We start from the raw sequence: 19808 nt of genomic DNA, 5'->3' as shown, positions 1-19808 counted from the left end.
CCTATTTCAAGCCGGCGCGCACCAATGGATCTGCCAGTGTCTGCAAGTCCGTCGACGCGATGTGGTGGGCAACTCTGAGCGCCTGGCTGGCGACGGTGAGCGCGGGATTGACCGCGGCCGATGTGGGCAGAAAGCCGGCGTCGACGACAAAAAGATTGCCGTGATCGTAGGACCGGCAGTACGGATCCAGTGGCGCCGTTGCCGGGTCGTTTCCGATGCGGATCGTTCCGCACTGATGGGAAGGCGTGCGTTTGTCGAAGGGCCTCGACAGCACGATCGGAAATCCGATCGACCTCAGGATTGCCTTCAGCTTGGCGACAAGCGCAAGATGCGCGTCCCAATTGGTTCTCTGCCATTTGAGAACGATCCGATCTCCATCGACCATCACGCGGCTTTCGGGATTGGGAACGTCTTCGCTCATTGCATAGAAGTCGATGGCATGGTCCGTCATGAAACGGAGAAGCCGTTCCGGAGCCCGCGGCAGAGAGCCTTTGAGAACCTTTTCGGAAATGCGCCCCAGCAACTGCACATTGCCGAGCGGCGGTCCTCCCTCCCCGTCCGAGAGATAGAAGTCGTTGAAGGCGAACGTCTTCTGGTAGACGGCGGTGTTCCTGAACCTCGGCGAGACGCCGATGACGGCGGAGGCGTTATGGTTCATGAAGTTGCGGCCCACCTGATCGGAAGAGTTCGCGAGCCCCAGCGGAAAACGGGCGTTTTTCGAACGCAGCAAAAGCACGGATGACTGGACCGCACCGGCGGAGAGGATGACGATTTTGGGCGAGACGGTCAGCGTCTGTCCGTCCTTGATATAGGTGACCCGGTCGATCCGGCTCCCCACGCCCGTGTCAAGCCGTGTCACCCGTGCATTGGTCTCGAGCCGCACGTTCTTGTGCTTCAGCGCCAACGCGAGCGCTGCGGTCTCGGCATCCATCTTGCCGTCTCGTGAATTCGGATGCGCATCCCACGGCGTGCGCGCCTTGGAGAGCCAAGCATCGAGATCCAGGCCGAGCGGCAGCGAAAAGGGATGCAGGCCTTTGGCCTTGAGGCGTGCCCTGACGTCGGCGATCGGCGCCTCGTCGGGCACAGGCGGAAATTCGTAGGCAACCGAGTGATGTGGTTCGGTCGGATCTTCGCCGAGACTGCCGCGGACCTGATACATTCGCTCCGCCTGTGAATACCAGGGCTCCAGCTCTTCATAGGGAAAAGGCCAGGCCGGCGACACGCCTTCCCGATGTTCGATGACGTCGAAATCTTCTTTGCGATACCGCGACAAGACGGCGCCGTAGAATTTCGAATTGCCGCCGACATTGTAATAGTTGCCGGGGTTGAAGCCCTTGCCGTCCGCCTCGAACCAGGTTTCTTTCGGCCGGAAATGTCCACGCTGGAAGATGGCGCGCTGGTCGCGGTTGACGGGAAGATCAGCGATGTGATCGCCGGCTTCGAGGATCAATATCTCAGCGCCTGATACGGCCAGGCCGGCAGCGACGGTGGCGCCGCCGACGCCCGAGCCGATGATGACGATGTCTGGTGAACCGCTCATGTCAACACCTGGCCATCACGCGATCCGCGCCTGTGTTTCTGGATCGAAGAACACCGCCTTGTCGAGGTTGAATGCGAGGCGTGTATTCTGGCCTGGTGCGATGCCGGCATCGGCGCGCAGGCGGGCGACGACGGATTTGCCGCCGAGCTTGGTGACGGCGAAGGTGTCGGAGCCGGCCGGTTCGACCACTTCGATCAGGCAATCGTCCTCGGTCAGCGAGCGCGCCTTGCGGTCGGCGCCGTCAGGATCGGTCAGGGCTTCGGGGCGGATGCCGAAGATCACTGGCCTGCCGGCATAGGCAGACAGGCCGTGATTGCCGGAGACGACAGGCAGTCTGAGCGGTGCCCCATTCGGCCGTTCGAGCGAGACGGCAAGCCCGGCGGCACCGGCCTCGACGGTGGCGTTGAGCAGGTTCATCGCCGGCGATCCCATGAAGTCGGCGACGAAGAGATTGGCCGGGCTGTTATAGATCTCGGCCGGCGTGCCGAACTGCTGCAGCACCCCGTCCTTCAGCACGGCGATCTTGGTCGCCAGCGTCATCGCCTCGATCTGGTCGTGGGTGACATAGACGAAGGTGGTGCCCATGCGCTGATGCAGCCGCTTGATCTCGGTGCGCATGTCGACGCGCAGCTTGGCGTCGAGATTGGAGAGCGGCTCGTCGAACAGGAAGACCTGCGGATTGCGCACCAGCGCCCGGCCCATGGCGACGCGCTGACGCTGGCCGCCGGACAACTGCGACGGCTTGCGGTCGAGCAGATGGCCGATCTGCAGCATGTCGGAGACCTGCTTGATCGCCTTGGCCCGCTCCTCCTTCGGCACGCCGCGGATTTCCATGCCGAAGGCGATGTTGCCCGCCACCGTCATGTTCGGATAGAGCGCATAGGACTGGAACACCATGGCGATGTCGCGCTTGGAAGGGTGCAGGCCGTTGATGGCGCGCCCGTCGATCCTGATCTCGCCTGATGTGACCGTCTCCAGCCCGGCGATGGTGTTGAGCAGGGTCGACTTGCCGCAGCCGGACGGGCCGACCAGCACGAGGAAGCCGCCCTTTTCGAGTTCGAGATCGATCCCCTTGAGGATGTCGATGGCGCCGAAGCGCTTTCTGAGGCCGGAGATTTCCAGGAAGGCCATGGCTTACCCTTTGACTGCGCCCGCCATCAGGCCACGCACGAAGTAGCGGCCGGCGAGGATATAGACGATGAGCGTGGGAACGGCCGCGATCATTGCAGCCGCCATGTTGACATTGTATTCGACCACCCCGGTCGAGGTGTTGACGACATTGTTGAGCGCCACCGTCATCGGCATGGAATCCCCGGTGCCGGCGTAAGCCGAGGCGAACAGGAAGTCGTTCCAGATGTTGGTGAACTGGTAGATGACGGTGACGACGATGATCGGCAGCGAGTTCGGCAGCATGATGCGGCGGAAGATCTGGAAGAAGCTCGCGCCATCGACCTGGGCGGCGCGCACCAGCTCGCTCGGGAAAGCCTCGTAGAAATTGCGGAAGAACAGCGTGGTGAAGCCGAGGCCATAGACGACATGGACGAAGACCAGGTTGACGGTCGGATTGCCGAAGCCGAAGGTCAAGCCGGTGGCGTTCTGCAGCGTCATGCCGAAGCGGCCGAGCGAACCGAGGATGGTGGCCATCGGCAGGAGCACCGACTGGAACGGGATGAAGCAGGCAAACAGCATCAGCCCGAACACCAGCGTATGGCCGGGAAAGCGCCATTTGGTCAGGATATAGCCGTTGAGCGCCCCGAGGATGGTGGAGATCGCCACCGCCGGCACCACCATCTTGATCGAGTTCCAGAAGTAGCCCTTGATGCCGGCGCAGGTGAGCCCGACGCAGGTCTCGCCCCAGGCCTTGATCCAGGGCTCGAAGGTCGGGGCTTGCGGCAGCGCCAGCATGTTGCCGCTCTGGATCTCGTCCATCGTCTTGAACGAGGTCGTCAGCATGACGAAGAGCGGCATCAGATAGAGGATGGCGAAGAGGACCAGCAGGCCGTAGATGACGATGCGGCCGATCAGGCGGGCGCTGTTGCCGCGCTCAACTCCTGCGGCTGCCGCAGCCGATGACGAGGTGCCGATCGGAGAGGTGAGGCTGCTCATCGGGCCTTCTCCTTCAGTTCGGAATAGAGATAGGGCACGATGATCGCCGAGATCGTCATCAGCATGATGATGGCGCTGGCCGAGCCGACGGCCATCTCATTGCGCTTGAAGGTGTATTCATACATGAAGTTGGACGGCAGCCAGGCCGAGCCGCCCGGCCCGCCCGAGGTCAGCGCCACCACCAGGTCGTAAGACTTGATCGCCATATGGGCGAGCACGATGAAGGCCGACAGGAAGATCGGCCGCAACAGCGGAATGACGATGCGGCGGTAGAGCTGGAAGGGCGAGGCGCCGTCGATCTGAGCCGCCTTCATGATCTCGCCGTCGATGCCGCGAAGGCCGGCCAGGAACATCGCCATGACGAAGCCGGACGCCTGCCAGACACCGGCGATGACGACGGTGTAGATGACGAAGTCCTTGTTCTTGATCCAGTCGAAGTGGAAGCTCGTCCAGCCGAAGTGGTGCAGCGTCTGTTCCAGCCCGAGGCCGGGATCGAGGAACCATTTCCAGGCCACCCCGGTGACGATGAAGGAAAGCGCCATCGGATAGAGGAAGATCGGCCGGAGCAAGCCCTCGCCGCGGATCTTCTGGTCGAGCAGGATGGCGAGCAGCAGGCCGAGCGCCAGGCAGATGCCGACATAGAGGAAGCCGAAGATCGCCATGTTGGTGATCGAGGTATACCAGGAGGACGGCGGATCGCTCTCGAAGGTCCAGCGCCACAGCCGCTGATAGGCGCGCGCCCCGGTCAGCTGATAGGAGGGGAAGGTCTTGGAATTGGTGAAGGAGAGATAGGCCGTCCAGGCGATGAAGCCGTAGACGAAGACCAGCGTGATGACGAAGCTCGGCGCCAGCACGATCTTCGGCAGCGCATCCTGCAGCCGGCCCCGCAGCGAGATCCGCGTCGCCTGCCCCGGCGTCAGAACCGGATCGGTGGTCGCAACTGTGCTCATCGAATGCATCTCCTCCCTCGCATCATCGGGCCTCACATCATCAGCCTCGCAATGATGGTCCGCACCTATTCGTCATGCGGTCTGAAGCTTCCCCGCCAAGCCAGCGGGGAAGCATGTTCATCGGCCTGGTCTCAGCGGGCGTCGTCGATCGCCTGGACCAGCTGGGTCACGGCCTCGTCGGAGCTCTTGATCTGGCCGTGGACGAACTTCGAGACGACGTCCTTATAGGCATTGGCGATCGCCGGAGGCGCGCCATAGCCCTGGGCAAGCGAACCGAACAGCGTGCCGCCTTCATTAGCGGCCTTCAGATCGGCAATGCCCTTCTTGCCGCAGGCGTCGAAGTCGGTGTCGGGAACGTCGGTACGGGCCGGAACCGAACCCTTGACGACGTTGAAGGCCGACTGGAAGCTCTTCGACAGCGTTGCGGTGGCCAGCGCCACCTGCGCCGCCTTGCGGTCGTCGGGAACGTTGAACATGCCGAACATGTCGGAGTTGTAGACGACGCTGCCTTCGGTGCCGGGGAAGCGGTAGCACAGGAAGTCGGTATCCGGCGTCTTCTTGGCGGCGACGAATTCGCCCTTGGCCCAGTCGCCCATCACCTGCACCAGCGCGTCACCCTTGATGACCATGGCGGTCGCCAGGTTCCAGTCGCGGCCGGAGAAGTTCGGATCGACATATTGGACGATCTTCGCCAGGTTGTCGAAGGACTTCTTCATCGTGTCCGACTTCAGCGCCTCATCGTCGAGATCGTTGAAGGCCTTCTTGTAGAACTCCGGTCCGCCGGTCGACAGCACGATGGAATCGAACATCGTCGCTTCCTGCCAGTTCTGGCCGCCGAGCGCCAACGGGATCACACCTGCGACCTTGGCCTTGTCGAGCAGCGCGATCAGGTCGTCGAAGGTCTTCGGCTCACTGCCGCCGATCTTGTCCATCACCGCCTTGTTGATCCACAGCCAGTTGACCGAATGCACGTTGACCGGGGCGGCAACCCACTTGCCGTCATAAACCGAGAACTTCTGAAGTGCGGCCGGCACCGACTTGTCCCAGCCTTCCTTCTTGGCCGTCGCCGTCAGATCGCCCATGACGCCGGCCTCGGCATAGTCGAGCACGGTATAACCCAGCATCTGCGAGGCCGTCGGATAGGTGCCCGCCGCAACCATCGCCTTCAGCGCCGTCATCGCCGCATCACCGCCGCCGCCGGCAACCGGAACGTCCTTCCAGGCAAACCCTTCCTTCGAAAGATCCTCCTTCAAGACGTTCAAAGCAGCTGCCTCGCCCCCTGACGTCCACCAGTGAAGCATCTGAACTTCCTTAACGTCGGCAGCGCGTGCGGACACGCCGGCGCCGGCCAGAGCCAATGCGATCGCGGCAGTCGTTGTCAGAAACCTACCCATTACAGAACCTCCCAGTTCAATTTTGGACGATGCGGAACCCATTCCCGCATCAATCACCCGCCCTCCTCGGGCGCAGTTTCGCTGCCGGTCAGGCCGGCCTTTCCGTCTGCGGCATCCACCAGTTGGTGCGTTTGCCGATATGCATGTTCAGCGTCTTGGTCTCCGTGTAGTCCTCGACCGCGTGGCGGCCGAGCTCGCGGCCGAGGCCGCTCTGCTTGTAACCGCCGAAGGGCAGCTCAGGGGCGCCGTCCATGAAGGTGTTCATCCAGACCGTTCCCGCCCGCACCGCCCGGCCGACCGACAGGCAAGTATCGAAATCACGGCTCCAGACACCGGCCGAGAGGCCGTAATCGATGGAATTGGCGATCCCGATGGCTTCAGCAGTCGTTTCGAACGTCAGGACCGACAGTACAGGACCAAAGACCTCCTCGCGTGCCACCGCCATATCAGGCGTGACCGCTTCGAGGATGGTCGGCGACATGAACTGCCCCATGCCGAGGTCGAGCGCCTCGCCGCCATGCGCGATCCGGGCGCCGCTGCTCCTGGCGCCGGCGACATATCCCGATATCTTCTCCAGATGCTGCGGCGTGATGATCGCGCCGACCTGCGTCTGAGGATCGAGGGGATCACCGACCTTCACACTCTTAGACAATTCGGCGATGCGTGCGACGACATCGGCGGCGATAGATTTGTGAAGGATCAGCCGCGAGCCGGCATTGCAGCACTCGCCGGCATTGAAATATGCGCCGAAGACTGCGGCATCGATGAAGGCGTCGAGATCGGCATCCGGGAATACGATCTGCGGGTTCTTGCCGCCCAGTTCCAGAGAGACCTTCTTCAGCGTTTGCGCAGCATTCGACATCGTCAGCTTGCCGACGCCGGTCGAGCCGGTGAAGGAGACCATGTCAACCTCGGGATGAGACGTCATGACCGCACCGACTTCAGGTCCCGTGCCGGTGACAATGTTGACGACGCCATCCGGAATGCCTGCTTCCTGCAGGATTTCACCGAGCACGAGAGTCGATCCAGATGTCAATTCTGAGGGCTTGACGACGGTCGTGCAGCCTGCGGCCAGGGCGAACGGCAGCTTCTGGCCGACGATCAGGAACGGAAAATTCCAGGGCGTGATGATCGACACCACGCCGATCGCCTCGCGCAGAACGACGCCGAGTGTGCCGTCCCCAAGCGTGTTGTAGCTTTCGCCGTGGAGGTCACGAGCAAGAGCCGCCGCATAACGCCATATGTCGACGGAACCTGCAATTTCTCCGCGCACCTGCGTGATCGGCTTTCCTGCCTCAATGGCGTCAAGAAATGCGAGTTCTTCCGCACGCGCGGCGATCAGATCAGCCGCCTTCAGAAGGATGGCGGAACGTTCGGAGGCGGTCATTCGCGGCCACGGCCCAAAATCGAAGGCCTTGCGTGCGGCGGAGATGGCGCGCTCGGCGTCCTTTCTGCTGCCGGTTGGGAAACGGCTGACTACGACGCCGTGGCTCGGCGCGACACGTTCGATCGGATCGGAGGCACCGGCCTCCCATCTGCCATCGATAAACATGCTGAAATCGCGCGCTCTATGATCGCTCAGCGCGGTGGGGCTGACGAGCACCGTCATTACCATTCTCCCTTGAACGTTGCCGGGCGCTTCTCGCTGAACGACGCGACGCCCTCTTTCAGATCACCGGTCTTGGCGGCGAGGATCGAGCCCAAGGCTTCGACCGCGGTTCCATTGTCCTCACCGTTCGCCGACGCGATCATCAATTTGACGATCTCGATGGCAGCCGGTCCCCTCGCAGCAATCCCTGCGGCATATTCCCTGGCGGCAGCGAGCGAATTTCCTGTCGGAACGACCGCGTCGACGATGCCGAGCAGATGGGCCTCTTCGGCGGTGAATATCTCGCCGCCGAGCGCCATGCGCCGGACGACCTGCGCGCCGAACCGGCGCACAAGACGTTGGGTGCCGGACCAGCCCGGCACCATTCCAAGGCCGGTCTCCGGCAGGCCGATCTTAATGTGTTCTTCGGCGAGACGAATGTCGGCAACGCCCGCCAATTCGAGCCCGCCTCCGAGGGCGTGGCCATTCAGGGCCGCGACCAGTGGCACCCTGAGCGTCGCCAGTCTTTCGAAGATACGATGGCCGTGGCGAACCCAGGCGTGACCGAATTCCTGCGGCTGCATTCCGCCCCAGGCCCTGATATCGCCTCCGGCGGAAAAGCCCTTTCCTTCGCCGGTGAGAACGGCAGCGCGCACATTCGGGTTCGCCTCCACCGCGTCGGCCGCCTCCATCAAAGCTTTCAGCATGTCGAGATCGAGCGCGTTCAGCTTCTCCGGCCGAGAGATCGTCAGCGTTGCCACGTGGCCTTCAATGTCGACCCTGACTGTGCCGCTAGCCATGGAAAATGCCCTCCAGCGCCCGTGCCCTCTTTGCCGGAAGCGACAGGCCAATGCTTGGCTCCCGGAAGAGTGCCGCGTCCATCACCTTCAGATCGGGCGCGACGATCAGCCGGAAGTCGGACTGGTCGAGGATCTGGGCCTGAAGATCGACGCCGGGCGCGATCTCGGTCAGCACGATGCCGTCGCGCGTCAGCTTCATCACGCACCGCTCGGTGACATAGGTGATGTCCTGTCCCTGCTCGATCGCCCGCCTGCCGCTGAAGGTGACGTGTTCGACCTCGTTCACCAACTTCTTCAGCTTGCCTTCTTTTTCAATGACGAGAGCCCCATCGGCGATCGAAAGCTTCGCGCCGGCGTTGAACATGCCGGAAAAGACGATCTTCTTTGCCCGCGCCGTGATGTCGACGAAGCCTCCGGCGCCGGCGGTGACATGCGGCCGGAACGACAGCTTCGAGACGTTGACCGAGCCGTCCTTTCCGATTTCAAGGAAGGACAGGAGCGAGGCATCGAAACCAGCGCCCTGGAAATAGGTAAACTGGTAAGGCGACGGCATGTAGGCGTCGGCGTTGGAGGCGCAACCGAAGGCGAAGTCGAGCAGCGGCACGCCGCCGACCGCACCCTGCTCGATGACCCAGGTGACGGCGCCGTGAAGCCCCTCCTCCAGCAGAATCCGCGGCACATTGGCCGATATTCCGAAGCCCAGATTGACGCAGCTCCCAGCCTCCAATTCCTGCGCGACGCGGCGCGCTATGACCTTCTGGACATTGAATTCCGGAACGCTGAAGCTATCGAGCGGCCGGAAGATCTCGCCCGATATTGCCGGGTCGTACCCAGTCTGCGTCGTCTGCTTCTGATCGGGATCAACGATCACATAGTCGACCAGCATTCCCGGCACGCGGACGTCATGCGGTTTCAGCGAGCCCTCCTTGGTGATCCGCTTGACCTGCGCGATGACGATGCCGCCATTATTGCGGGCGGCAAGCGCCTGGTCGAGACCGCCGAGATAGGCGCCTTCATGTTCATATGTAAGATTGCCGCGCTCGTCGGCTGTCGTGGCGCGGATGATGGCGACCTGCGGCACGATCGAGGGGAAGAACAGCCAGTCCTCGCCCTCGAAGCTGACGCGCCTGACCACCGGATCGTCCGAAGCGAGGGGGTTCATCGCGCAGCCCTGCTGCTGCGGATCGACGAAGGTGTCGATACCGACCTTGGTCAGGACACCCGGGCGCTTTGCAGCGGCTTCGCGATGAATGTCGAACAGGATGCCGGACGGAATATTATAGGCCGGGATCTCATTATTGGTGATCATCTGCCAGATCAACGGCGGCTCGGCCGAGGATGGGCCTGAGGGATAGGAACCGCCGATGATGCGCTTGAGCAGACCTTTCCTGGCGATATAGTCGACGCCCTTGATGCCGCTCATATCGCCGGCGGCAATCGGGTGAAGGGTGGTAATGTGACGGGGATGGCCGGTCGCATCGAAACGCTCGCCGATCGCCTTCAGCATCAGGTCAGGGCAGCCTAAACCGCTTGACGACGACACCGTGACAACGGCGCCGTCCGGGATCAGTGCCGCCGCTTCGGCTGGTGAGAGATGCTTGTTCATGTGCGTCACTTCGAACCTTGTTTCAATTTCCGGCTCTGCCTGCCCTCGCCGGCGCGGCTGTGCCGGCTCCGCAGCTTTCGCGGACGACCAGCCGAACAGCTGTCGTCACCATCTCTGCTTCGGCCTTGCCGGCGTTGATCTGCTTGAGGAGCATCTGTGCGCCGCGGCGCCCGATGCCCTGCGGATCGACCGAGACCGTCGTCAGCGCGGGAACCGCCGCCTGAGCCTCGATGACATCGTCGAAACCGACGACGGCAAAGTCGGCGCCCGGTTCCAGACGGCGCGCGCGCAATCCGTCGCAAACACCGAAGGCGACGGCATCGTTGAAGCAGACGGCTGCGGTGGGCCGATCGCCAAGAGCAGTCGCTCTTCCGATCGCGTCCACGCCGCCCGCTCGCGACGGGGCGGACGAGATGACGAGTGCCTCGTCGTAGCTTAGCCCGGCCGCCTCTATTCCGCTGCGGTAACCGGCAAGGCGGTCATCGAAGACAGCGGTATCGGGAAAGCCGCCGAGAAATGCGATGCGCTTATGACCGAGACCCATCAAATGCTGAACGGCTGACATCATGCCGGCCCGGTTGTCGGAAACTATGGATGAGACCTTGGCGCCAGGCAGGTTTCGCACGACCACCACGACAGGAATCCCTGCTGCGACCAGCGGCTTGAAGTCGGCGGCATCGGTGGCGCGCGCTGGCGAGACGATCAGGCCCGAAATGCCATGTTCGCGCATCGATGCGACAACCTCGCGCTGCCTGTCGATGCTCTCTCCGGTATTCGACAGGAACTGCACGAAACCGGCCGACTGAACGACCATATCGACCCCGACCGCCAGCTCCGCAAAGAAGCTGTTCGTCAGATCGTTCACGACGACACCGATGATCCTCGATTTTCCACTCGCCTGCCGGAGATTGGCTGCGCCGCGGTTGTAGACGTAGCCGAGCTCCCGCATCACGGCATTGACCTTTGCGCGCGTTCCCTCGTTGACGAGAGAGGAACCCTGCAGCACCAGCGACACCGTCGACTTGGAAACGCCAGCGGCCTTCGCAATGTCGATGACGGTCACCCGGTTCTTTGTCACTTCGCCCTCCCGACGTCATCGTCGACTGACGCCTATTATTTGGAACGTTCCAAATGTGTCAAGGGCCAGTTTCATTTAAAGCCGCCTTTTATTGAGCTTTCCCTCTCATCATGACGTCGTGAGCGCGCGCTTTATCTTTTGGAACGATTTAAACGATGGCGTCGTCCCGACAAATTTTCCCAACGTTGCGGCTCGGACTAGCCTGCGAAATCTCCGACTCTCAAAGTCCGAGATCAATCGCGGCACCTGTCGTGAATCCAATAGTCTGACGCAGAATCGCGACCGAGTTTTGCTAGAATTGCTCTCAAGGAACTCGCGACTGGGGTCATTAGCGAAACTTTATCGTTTGTGGCCAATGCTAGGGATAGGGGAAGTGCCAGATCCAAAGCGGGGCCGGAAATGCCGCATTCGTTTGAAGCCATTCTGGAGAACCTGCCGCAGGGCATTGTTCTCCTTGATTCTGCCAATACGGTAACGGCTTTCAATTCCCGCACGCTTGATATTCTCGGCCTCCCCGATGGCGCTCTGCGCAGAGGAATGAATATCGACGGCTTGCCCGGCACCGCCGACTGCCGTGCAGCCGCTTGTTCACGGCTGACGATCGGCAGGCAGAACACCTCGCAATTTGCGCTGCCTGATGGACGGATGATTTCACTGACCTGCGCTCCCTCGAGAAATGGAAGCTGGATCCTAAGCTATGAAGACATCTCGACCCATATCCGCGCGGAACATAATCTGACCGAACAGCATCGCCGGTTCGACGCAGCCCTCAGCAATATGCCGCATGGGTTGTGCATGTTCGACTCCGAGAAGAAGCTGATATTGTGCAACGCATCCTATGCAAGGATGTACGATCTGCCGGATTTTCTGACGCAGCCTGGAACGCCGCTGGTGGACATCCTGGCCTATCGGAGCCGGCAGGGAAATGGTCCGGCCGACACTGCCACCTATTTTGACGTCGTCTTCGAAGCGACGGCACGCGGCGCCCCGGCGAGCCAGAACATCGCGCTCAGCGATGGGCGCATCATCAAAATCACCCACAATCCCATGCAGAACGGCGGATATGTGGCGACCCACGAGGACGTCACCAGGACGGTGCGGCTCGCAGAAGAGCTGCGTCACCATCATGATCAGCTCGAAATCACGGTGCAAAGCCGTACGGCGGAGGTCGAGCGGCAGGCGCGCGAGCTTGAGCGAATGCTCTCGCAGGAGCGAAACATCAACCAATTGCAGCGGCAGTTCGTGGCAATGGCATCACATGAATTCCGCACTCCACTCGCGATCATCGATGCTGCCGCTCAGCGGCTGCTGCGGAAGGGAGGCGCGGTCGAGCCCGAATTTCTCAACGACAAGGTCGAACAGATCCGTGCATCGGTAAGCCGGATCGTCGATCTCATGGAGAGCGTCCTGTCAGACGGACGCCTCGATACCGGAAAGATCGATATCAGTTACGACGAGTGCGCCCTGGGAGCGTTGATCAGAACCTGCTGCGAGCGGCAATCGGCAATCTCGAAGACGCATGGCTTCGTTCTTGACATAGACGGGCTGCCGGAATTCATCGATGCCGATCCCCGCAGCTTAGGCCAGGTCTTTACCAACCTGCTCTCGAATGCGGTGAAATATGCGCCGGGAAGATCGGAAATTCGTGTTGCGGCATGGGAGGATACGGGCAACGTCAAGGTTGCGATCAGCGACGACGGCGTGGGGATCGACGCTGAAGACCTGCCCCGGTTGTTTCAGCGTTATTTCCGCGCGCGGACCTCGACCGGGATTGCAGGAACCGGTATCGGCCTCAATCTTGTGAAGCAGATCGTCGAGCTGCACCAGGGCTCGATAGAGGTGCGAAGTGCAAGAGGGTGTGGATCCACGTTCACCGTGACTCTCCCCATCAAGAGAGCACCTGGCGTTTCTGTCCGCAAAGACGTTGCCTAATCGTTCGGACGTTTGAACAGCGTCCTGCACGGCCGTCGCTCGTTCTCGAACTGATCGGCCAGGATTGCTGTCCGGCATATCTACCCTATCCTTCTCGCAATAGAGGAGGACCATGCCATGGCTTTCATTCACACCCCCGACGCATCCGCCAGCGAGAAGACGTCGTCGATGTACGCGTCGGCCGAGGCGAATTATGGTTATCTGCCGAACATGTACCGTGCCTTCGGCCACCGGCCGGAGGTGATGGAGAGCTGGGTAGGGCTGCTTTCGAGCATTCGCAATCACATGAGCCTCAGGCGCTACGAATTGGTGACGCTGGCGGCGGCCAAGGAGCTCAAATCCTCCTATTGCATGCTAGCGCACGGTTCCGTGCTGCTGCGGGAGGGTTTTACCAACGACGGGCTGACGGCTGTTGTCAACGAGACGCAAAGGGCGCCGATCGATGCCTGCGAGCGCGCGATCATGGCCTTTGCGGCGAAGGTGGCGCGCGATGCGACATCGATCACGCAGCAGGATATAGACGGGTTGAAGAAACACGGGCTGAGCGACGCCGAAATTTTCGATGTCACGGCCGCCACAGCGGCCCGGTGTTTCTTCTCGAAAATGCTGGATGCGCTCGGCGCTGCTCCCGACCACGCCTATATCGAACGGCTGGAGCCAAATGTGCGAAGGGCGCTTAGTGTCGGCCGGGAGGTCGAGCGGCCTCTAGTGCCTTCACCAGCGAGCGGCGCATCCCAATAATCGTGACGGGGTGAAGCCGGCGGCTGTGCCCCTACTCTTCCGGCTTATCGGCAAAGTGCCGGGCCGCAAATTCAGCAATATTCTGACTGGAGCGATCAGCATCGTCGAGCAGCGCGGGGAACAGCTGCCACTGATGCGGCATGCCCGGCCAGACCTCGGTGGTGACATCCACGCCCTCGCGGCGCGCTTTGTCGGCAAGGCGTAGCGTATCGTCAAGCAGGGCTTCGCCGGAGCCGACCTGCAGCAATAGCGGCGGAAAGCCGCTCATGTCGGCATAAAGCGGTGAAGCCTGAGGATCAGTCGCAGGCCGGCTGCCGAGATAGGTCTTGCGCAAAGTCTCGATCCACGCCTTATCGACCAGCGGATCGCTGCCGGCATTGGCCGTCATCGATCCGCCCGTCGCGGCAAGGTCGGTGATTGGGCTCAGCGCAATAACGGCCGCTGGCAGCGGTTTCGCCGCCTGCCTCTGCCGCAGCACCGTCTCGAGCGCGATATTGCCACCGGCGCCGTCGCCTGCCACGATGACATTCTCATTGCGGTAGCCGTTGTCGAGAAGCCAGCGATAGGCGGTCAGCGCGTCGTTGATCTGGGCGGGATAGGTATATTCCGGCATCAGCCGATAATTGATCAGAAGCACGTCGCTGGATGCGGCCTTGGCGAGCGAACCGGCGAACAAGCCGTGCGTGCGGACGGAACCGCCGGAAAAGCCGCCGCCATGAATGTAGAGAATCACCCTTTTACCGATCGGGTGGTGAAGCCGGGCGGGCCACATCAGTTCGCCATCCACGCCGTCGGCATCGACCTGCCGGACCTGGATGCGCGTCGGCCCCGGCATTGTTTCCATCAGCCGGGCGAAAGCCGCCCTGCGCTCTTGCAGGCTGTCGGCGCCGGCAAAGTGCTCCTTCCAGAGGCCGACCAGTTTTTCGACCTGCGCACGCGAGGACTGACTCTGCGGTCCGATATCCTGTCCCAGCGCCACCGGTGCCGATAGGATCAACGCGGCCAAGGCGGGAAACAGATATCCGAGCCGCTTCGGCGCTCTTCGATCAGCATTCGACAAAATCCGCCCCTTCATGAATCTCTCCCGGTCATGCTGCCGATAGGCGTATCTTTGGCCGCTTCGCCCACCGGAGTCAAAAGGGTGACGAGCGCAACCTTCCGCTTTTTCACGTCGCCGGCGAACAGCCGGAAGCCGGAAAACGCGGCAGTTGCCCGCCCGCAGCGGGCAGATCGGACTGTCCTTGGAAAATTCGAAATCGCTGCCGGCGCGGCTTGCCATCGGCCAGGCTTCCATCGGAAATAGGCTCCGCCCCACCCTCAACTCCCGTGCTGCGGCTCCCGTAGGAATGAAGGATACCGATGACCACCATTTACCTTGCCGGCCCAGAAGTCTTTCTTCCCGATGCACTGCCCATCATGGCCGAAAAACGCCGATTGGCGCGTCAGTTCGGGTTCGAACCGACCGGTCCCGGCAGCGATGAAAACCAGACGCCGATAAAGCTGACGGCTGCGGAGATCTACGCCCGCAACGACGTCGCCATGCGCCGGGCCGAGATCTGCCTCGCCAATATCACTCCCTTTCGGGGCGTCAGCGCCGATCCGGGCACGGTCTATGAGATCGGCTTCATGATTGCTCTCGGAAAATCTGTCTTCGCCTATACCAACCACCCCGACGACTATGGGCTGCGCGTCCGCTCGATCTGGTATGCGGGAATGGAGATCGATGAGACGAGCGGACGCCCACGCGGACCTGATGGCATCGCAATCGAAAACCACGGCATGGCCGACAACCTGATGATCGACGGAGGAATCGATGCGGCAGGAGGTAAGGTATTCCGTGCGACCGCCCTGCCGGCGGATCCTGCCCGTGACCTGACGGTTTATTTTCAGGCGCTTCAGACCATCGCCGGCATGCGCGGGTAGGATTGGGCTCTTTCACTCCGCCCTGATCGCATCGATCACCGCCCTGAAGCCCGCAGACATGTGGCGGCGGCTCGGATAGTAGAGATAGAGCGGTTCCTCCGGCTGACACCAGTCATCGAGCACCTGGATGAGTTCGCCGTCGGTTATGGCTTTTTCGACGCGAGGTTCCCAGATATAGGTAAGGCCGACGCCGCCGAGCGCTGCCTGCATCATCAGCTCGTGATCATCGAGCGAAAGCGGTCCGGTCGGCTGGAAACTCACCGTCTGACCATCCTTCTCGAATTCCCAGGCATAACGTGCACCGGAGGGAAACATGTTCTGGATGCAGAGGTGGCGCTTGAGGTCGTAAGGCGTTTGCGGCTTCGGGCGCCTCTCGAAATAGGCTGGTGAACCGACGACGACCAGGCGGATGCGCGGCTTTATGCGCAAGGCGATCATACCTTCAGTGACGCGCTCGCCGAAACGGATGCCGGCATCAAAACCTTCCTCGACGATGTCGACCAGCCTGTCGGTCGCGTTGATTTCCAGCTGCAAATTGGGATTGCGTTGAAGCAACGGGGCGATGACACGGCCGATGACGAAGGGACCGATCGAGTTCGGCACGTTGATCCTCACCCTGCCGAACGGTGTGTCGCGGTAGCGGTTCAACGCATCGAGCGCGGCCGCCATGTCCCCGAAAGCCGGCGCCAGATGTGAGATCAGGAGTTCGCCGGCATCCGTAAGCGAAACGCTGCGTGTCGTACGGTTGAGCAGGCGGATCCCAATTCGGTCTTCCAGATTGAGCACGGCATGGCTGACGGCAGATGCTGTGACGCCCCGCTCCTCCCCTGCTTTGCGGAAACTCTTATGCCTCGCCACGGCTGCGAAGGCCGCCAGTTCGGAAAGTTCGGTCGCACGCATTGATGAATTGTGCTCATCATAGTTTCTTTAATAACGAATCTTATACATCATCGGGATTTCGGTCAAATTCGCTTTCGTCAGATGCGACATCAACGAAAGGAATTCGTCATGAAAGTCTGGTTCATCACTGGTGCATCCCGCGGCTTCGGCGCGCTGATGACCAAGGAAGCGCTTGCAGCGGGCGATGCTGTCATCGCAACCGCGCGTAACCCCAAGACCATCATCGAGCAGTTCGGGGACCATCCGAACCTGCTGGCCGTCGCCCTCGACGTAACCGACGAGGCACAGGCTAAGGAGGCTGCGGCCGCCGGCGTCGCCCGCTTCGGCCGTATCGATGTTCTGGCCAATAACGCCGGGTACGGCCTGCTCGGCGCCGTCGAGGAAGCCACAGCCGAAGAGATCGAAAAGATCTATGCCACCAATGTCTTCGGTCTCCTGAAGGTGACACGCGCCGTGCTGCCCTATATGCGCCGCCAGCGTTCCGGCCATATCCTGAACTTCTCCTCGATCGGCGGCTATTTCGGCTATCCTGGCTGGGGCGTCTATAGCTCGACCAAATTCGCCGTCGAGGGGCTGTCGGAATCCATGGCCGCCGAACTCGAACCTTTCGGCATCAAGGTGACGATCGTCGAGCCCGGCTTTTTCCGCACGGACTTCCTCGCCGACACCTCGCTGGCAATAAGCCCTGCCTCCATCGCCGATTACGAAGGCACGCCGGCCGGAGAAATGCGCAATTTCGCCGCCGACGCCAACCACGCCCAGCCCGGCAACCCAGCCAAGCTCGCTGCCGGCATCATGACGATGGTCAACTCGGTCAACCCGCCGCTGCGCATGCCGTTCGGCAGCGACACGGTCGCCATGATCGAGGCGCAGAACGCGAGTGTCGAAAAGGAGCTGTCGGTCTGGCGCGAGCTTGCCGTCTCCACCGATTTTAGCAGGGACGCAACGGCTGGGGCCTGAGCAGCCAAGACCGATGCCGGCGCCGCATCCGGATTTCCGCATGCGGCGACTGCACCATCGAGATGATGGAAAGAACGCATTGCGGCAAATTGGCATTCGCCTCTCGCCGGCAATGGCCTAGATGTAAGTCAGACCGTGACCCGTGAAGAGGCAACGCATGTCCATCAAGACCATCTGTATTTATGGTGCCGGAGCCCTTGGCGGCGCCATCGCCGCCAAGCTCGCAAGCAGGGAAGATAGCGACATCGATGTCTCCGTCGTCGCACGCGGGGCGCATCTCGATGCGATTCGCCGCGACGGCCTCAGCCTGCGGGAGGCCGATGCGGAAACCCCACTCACGGTGCGCGTGACCGCAACCGAAGATCCGAAAACATTGCCGGCGCAGGACCTCGTCATCACTGGCCTCAAGGGGCATCAGTTGCCGCTCGCCGCCGAGGGGATCGCCGCCCTGCTCAAGCAGGGCACCCGCGTCGTCATGATCCTGAACGGCATTCCGTGGTGGTATTTCCATCGTGATACAAGGAGCGGACATGCGGAGCTGCAATTCGACGAGCTCGATCCCGGCGGCGGGCTCTGGCGGCTGATCGGACCGGAACGCGTGATCGGCTGCGTCGCCTATCAAGGCGCGGAAGTTGTCAGCCCGGGTGAGATCCGGCTTTCCCACAAAGGTCGCTTGGTGCTTGGCGAGCCCTCCGGCGAAATGTCTGCCGATCTCGCGGCCGTGGCGGCGGTGCTGACCGGCGCCGATCTCAGTATCTCGACCACGCCGGACATCCGTAGTGAAATCTGGAGCAAGTTGATGGGCAACGCCGCCTTCAACCCGATCAGCGCTCTCACACGGGCGCTGATGACAGATATCCTGGCGGACCCGGCGCTCATGGACATGGTCAGCAAGGTTATGAAGGAAGTGCGCGCTGTCGGCGATGCGGTCGGCGCGCAGTTCGCCATGTCGGTCGAGCAGCGGCTGGAGCAATCGCGCCACATCGGCGGCGTTCGAACCTCGATGCTGCAGGATTTGCTCGGCGGCAAGGCGCTGGAAATTGCGCCGCTTGTGGGTATGCTGGTTGCGCTCGGACGCCTGACTGCCGTCCCGACTCCGGTATCGGAGACGATCCTGGCGCTGGTGACGCAGCTGGATCGGGAAAACCGGCGCGGCAACTGACCGCGAGGAGAAAGGCGGCCGGGAAAATCCCGGCCGCATCGCTTATCTTCCGAGCTGCTCGGCCCAGTTCGGCGCCTTGCCGCCGCCGTCGAGGAAGGTCATCGCCATATTCGCCATGAGGGGCGAGGCGAAGGTCTCGTAATGGGTGAGATCGGGCAGGATCGCCAGCCGGTTCTTCGACATGTTTTCCCGCATCCAGCCGGCATCACGCAGCCCGCCGCCAAGCTTCTGATAGAAGTCGACGATGTGCTCGGGCCGGATCATGTCGGCATCGCCGTACATCAGCATAACCGGCATGGTGAGCTTCGCGACGGCATCGCCATACTCATTGGGCTCGCGCATCAGCGCGCCCATGGCGTCAAGCAGTTTAGGAAATTCGGACACATCAGGCGCCACCGCCTTGTAGGAGAGGAACATCGGCGTGTCCTTCATCATCTCTGCCATGCCGGCGCCGACGGCCGCCTGCTGCGGCAGCATCTCCGGAAAGAAGCCATTCTGCGCATAGGGCGCCGAGAGGATCACCAGGCGGCGCACCTGGTCCGGCGCGTTCGCCGCCATGTGGAGGGCCACGCCGCCACCGAAAGAATAGCCGAAGACATCGAGCTTATCGTAGCCGAGCTGCTTCACCAGCACCGCGAGATCGGCCCCTATTGCCGGAAGCTCGATCGGCCGGTCGCCGAGGGGCGTGCGGCCATGGCCCTGCAGATCGACGGCGATCACCTGCCGGTGGTCCGTGAAGACAGGCATGACGGGCTTAAACATCTCGATCTGCCCAAGTCCGCCGTGAAGCAGAAGCAGCGGTTCGCCCTCGCCGCGGATCTCGTAATAATAATCGATGCCGTTGACCGGCACCCTTCCCTTCCTGACGATCGGCGCGATGATCTTGTGATCCTCGACAACAGGCGCAGCGCCGCCAACTGATATATCCGGCGCGGCCAGGAATGCGGCAGCCGTTGCAACCATCGAAATCAGCGTCATCTTCGACATGTCCTTGCTCCAAGTTTGCATCGATACCGCAAGGACGGCGGCGATCATCCCTTTCCGACACCGCCGCCGAAATTTCTCCCGACCCAAGCAGGCGGCATGGGCTGGAGGGCCGATTTCCAACTTTTCATTAACCCGCGAGCT

17 protein-coding genes are annotated in these 19808 nt (G+C 61.7%); 5 read left to right on the top strand and 12 right to left on the bottom strand.

From position 1 onward, the window contains the following. Window position 1: 1 nt before the first annotated feature. The 9 genes from J2J98_RS08595 to J2J98_RS08555 form a co-directional block, all read right to left on the bottom strand. The gene (locus tag J2J98_RS08595) at window positions 2-1540 is read right to left on the bottom strand and encodes a GMC oxidoreductase (protein ID WP_207602846.1); all 1539 of its coding nucleotides are present in this window, start codon (window positions 1538-1540) and stop codon (window positions 2-4) included. Between the two features lie 15 nt (window positions 1541-1555). Beyond that, window positions 1556-2671, bottom strand: a complete 1116-nt coding sequence (locus J2J98_RS08590) for an ABC transporter ATP-binding protein (protein ID WP_207602845.1) — start codon at window positions 2669-2671, stop codon at window positions 1556-1558. A 3-nt stretch (window positions 2672-2674) separates the two neighbouring features. Further along, entirely contained in the window at window positions 2675-3646 is a 972-nt protein-coding gene (locus tag J2J98_RS08585) for a carbohydrate ABC transporter permease (protein WP_064710728.1), read from the bottom strand. Continuing rightward, complete coding sequence (locus J2J98_RS08580; protein WP_064710730.1) at window positions 3643-4596, bottom strand: carbohydrate ABC transporter permease; 954 nt, start codon at window positions 4594-4596, stop codon at window positions 3643-3645. The genes J2J98_RS08585 and J2J98_RS08580 overlap by 4 nt, the downstream gene beginning before the upstream one ends. A 131-nt stretch (window positions 4597-4727) precedes the next feature. Next, window positions 4728-5990 (bottom strand): ABC transporter substrate-binding protein, encoded by a 1263-nt coding sequence (locus J2J98_RS08575; RefSeq protein ID WP_207602844.1) that lies wholly within the window; start codon window positions 5988-5990, stop codon window positions 4728-4730. A gap of 88 nt (window positions 5991-6078) precedes the next feature. After that, entirely contained in the window at window positions 6079-7599 is a 1521-nt protein-coding gene (locus J2J98_RS08570) for an aldehyde dehydrogenase family protein (protein WP_207602843.1), read from the bottom strand. Next, window positions 7599-8378 (bottom strand): enoyl-CoA hydratase/isomerase family protein, encoded by a 780-nt coding sequence (locus J2J98_RS08565; protein ID WP_207602842.1) that lies wholly within the window; start codon window positions 8376-8378, stop codon window positions 7599-7601. Before J2J98_RS08565 ends, J2J98_RS08570 begins: the two co-directional genes overlap by 1 nt. Continuing rightward, window positions 8371-9984, bottom strand: a complete 1614-nt coding sequence (locus tag J2J98_RS08560) for an acyl CoA:acetate/3-ketoacid CoA transferase (protein WP_207602841.1) — start codon at window positions 9982-9984, stop codon at window positions 8371-8373. The genes J2J98_RS08565 and J2J98_RS08560 overlap by 8 nt, the downstream gene beginning before the upstream one ends. Before the next feature lie 22 nt (window positions 9985-10006). Next, window positions 10007-11062: a LacI family DNA-binding transcriptional regulator gene (locus J2J98_RS08555; RefSeq protein WP_207602840.1), complete on the bottom strand. Its 1056-nt coding sequence runs from the start codon at window positions 11060-11062 to the stop codon at window positions 10007-10009. A 399-nt stretch (window positions 11063-11461) separates the two neighbouring features. Between J2J98_RS08555 and J2J98_RS08550 the strand changes: the two genes are divergently transcribed. Together J2J98_RS08550 and J2J98_RS08545 are read left to right on the top strand one after the other, a co-directional pair. After that, window positions 11462-12994: a sensor histidine kinase gene (locus J2J98_RS08550; RefSeq protein ID WP_207602839.1), complete on the top strand. Its 1533-nt coding sequence runs from the start codon at window positions 11462-11464 to the stop codon at window positions 12992-12994. A 117-nt stretch (window positions 12995-13111) separates the two neighbouring features. After that, entirely contained in the window at window positions 13112-13735 is a 624-nt protein-coding gene (locus tag J2J98_RS08545; RefSeq protein ID WP_138397020.1) for a carboxymuconolactone decarboxylase family protein, read from the top strand. Between the two features lie 31 nt (window positions 13736-13766). Here J2J98_RS08545 and J2J98_RS08540 read toward each other — a convergent pair whose 3' ends face one another. Continuing rightward, a complete protein-coding gene (locus J2J98_RS08540) occupies window positions 13767-14741 on the bottom strand; it encodes an alpha/beta hydrolase (RefSeq protein WP_207603102.1) in 975 nt (324 codons plus the stop codon). A 353-nt stretch (window positions 14742-15094) separates the two neighbouring features. On the opposite strand from J2J98_RS08540, the gene J2J98_RS08535 reads away from it, so the two are divergent. After that, window positions 15095-15658 carry a nucleoside 2-deoxyribosyltransferase gene (locus J2J98_RS08535; protein ID WP_064711239.1) on the top strand — a complete coding sequence of 188 codons (564 nt, stop codon included), beginning with the start codon at window positions 15095-15097 and terminating at the stop codon, window positions 15656-15658. Window positions 15659-15670: 12 nt separating this feature from the next. On the opposite strand, the gene J2J98_RS08530 is transcribed toward J2J98_RS08535, so the two are convergent. Continuing rightward, a complete protein-coding gene (locus tag J2J98_RS08530; RefSeq protein WP_207602838.1) occupies window positions 15671-16558 on the bottom strand; it encodes a LysR family transcriptional regulator in 888 nt (295 codons plus the stop codon). A 108-nt stretch (window positions 16559-16666) separates the two neighbouring features. Here J2J98_RS08530 and J2J98_RS08525 point away from each other — a divergent pair, with 108 nt between their 5' ends. Both J2J98_RS08525 and J2J98_RS08520 read left to right on the top strand, forming a co-directional pair. Beyond that, a complete protein-coding gene (locus tag J2J98_RS08525) occupies window positions 16667-17518 on the top strand; it encodes an oxidoreductase (protein ID WP_207602837.1) in 852 nt (283 codons plus the stop codon). 157 nt (window positions 17519-17675) lie between these two features. Next, complete coding sequence (locus J2J98_RS08520; protein ID WP_207602836.1) at window positions 17676-18680, top strand: ketopantoate reductase family protein; 1005 nt, start codon at window positions 17676-17678, stop codon at window positions 18678-18680. 42 nt (window positions 18681-18722) lie between these two features. On the opposite strand, the gene J2J98_RS08515 is transcribed toward J2J98_RS08520, so the two are convergent. Further along, window positions 18723-19715, bottom strand: a complete 993-nt coding sequence (locus J2J98_RS08515; RefSeq protein WP_207602835.1) for an alpha/beta fold hydrolase — start codon at window positions 19713-19715, stop codon at window positions 18723-18725. Window positions 19716-19808: the final 93 nt, after the last annotated feature.

The organism is Rhizobium bangladeshense, from assembly GCF_017357245.1.
GTDB classification, from domain to species: Bacteria; Pseudomonadota; Alphaproteobacteria; order Rhizobiales; family Rhizobiaceae; genus Rhizobium; species Rhizobium bangladeshense.
This window is presented reverse-complemented; position numbering and strand designations above follow the sequence as displayed.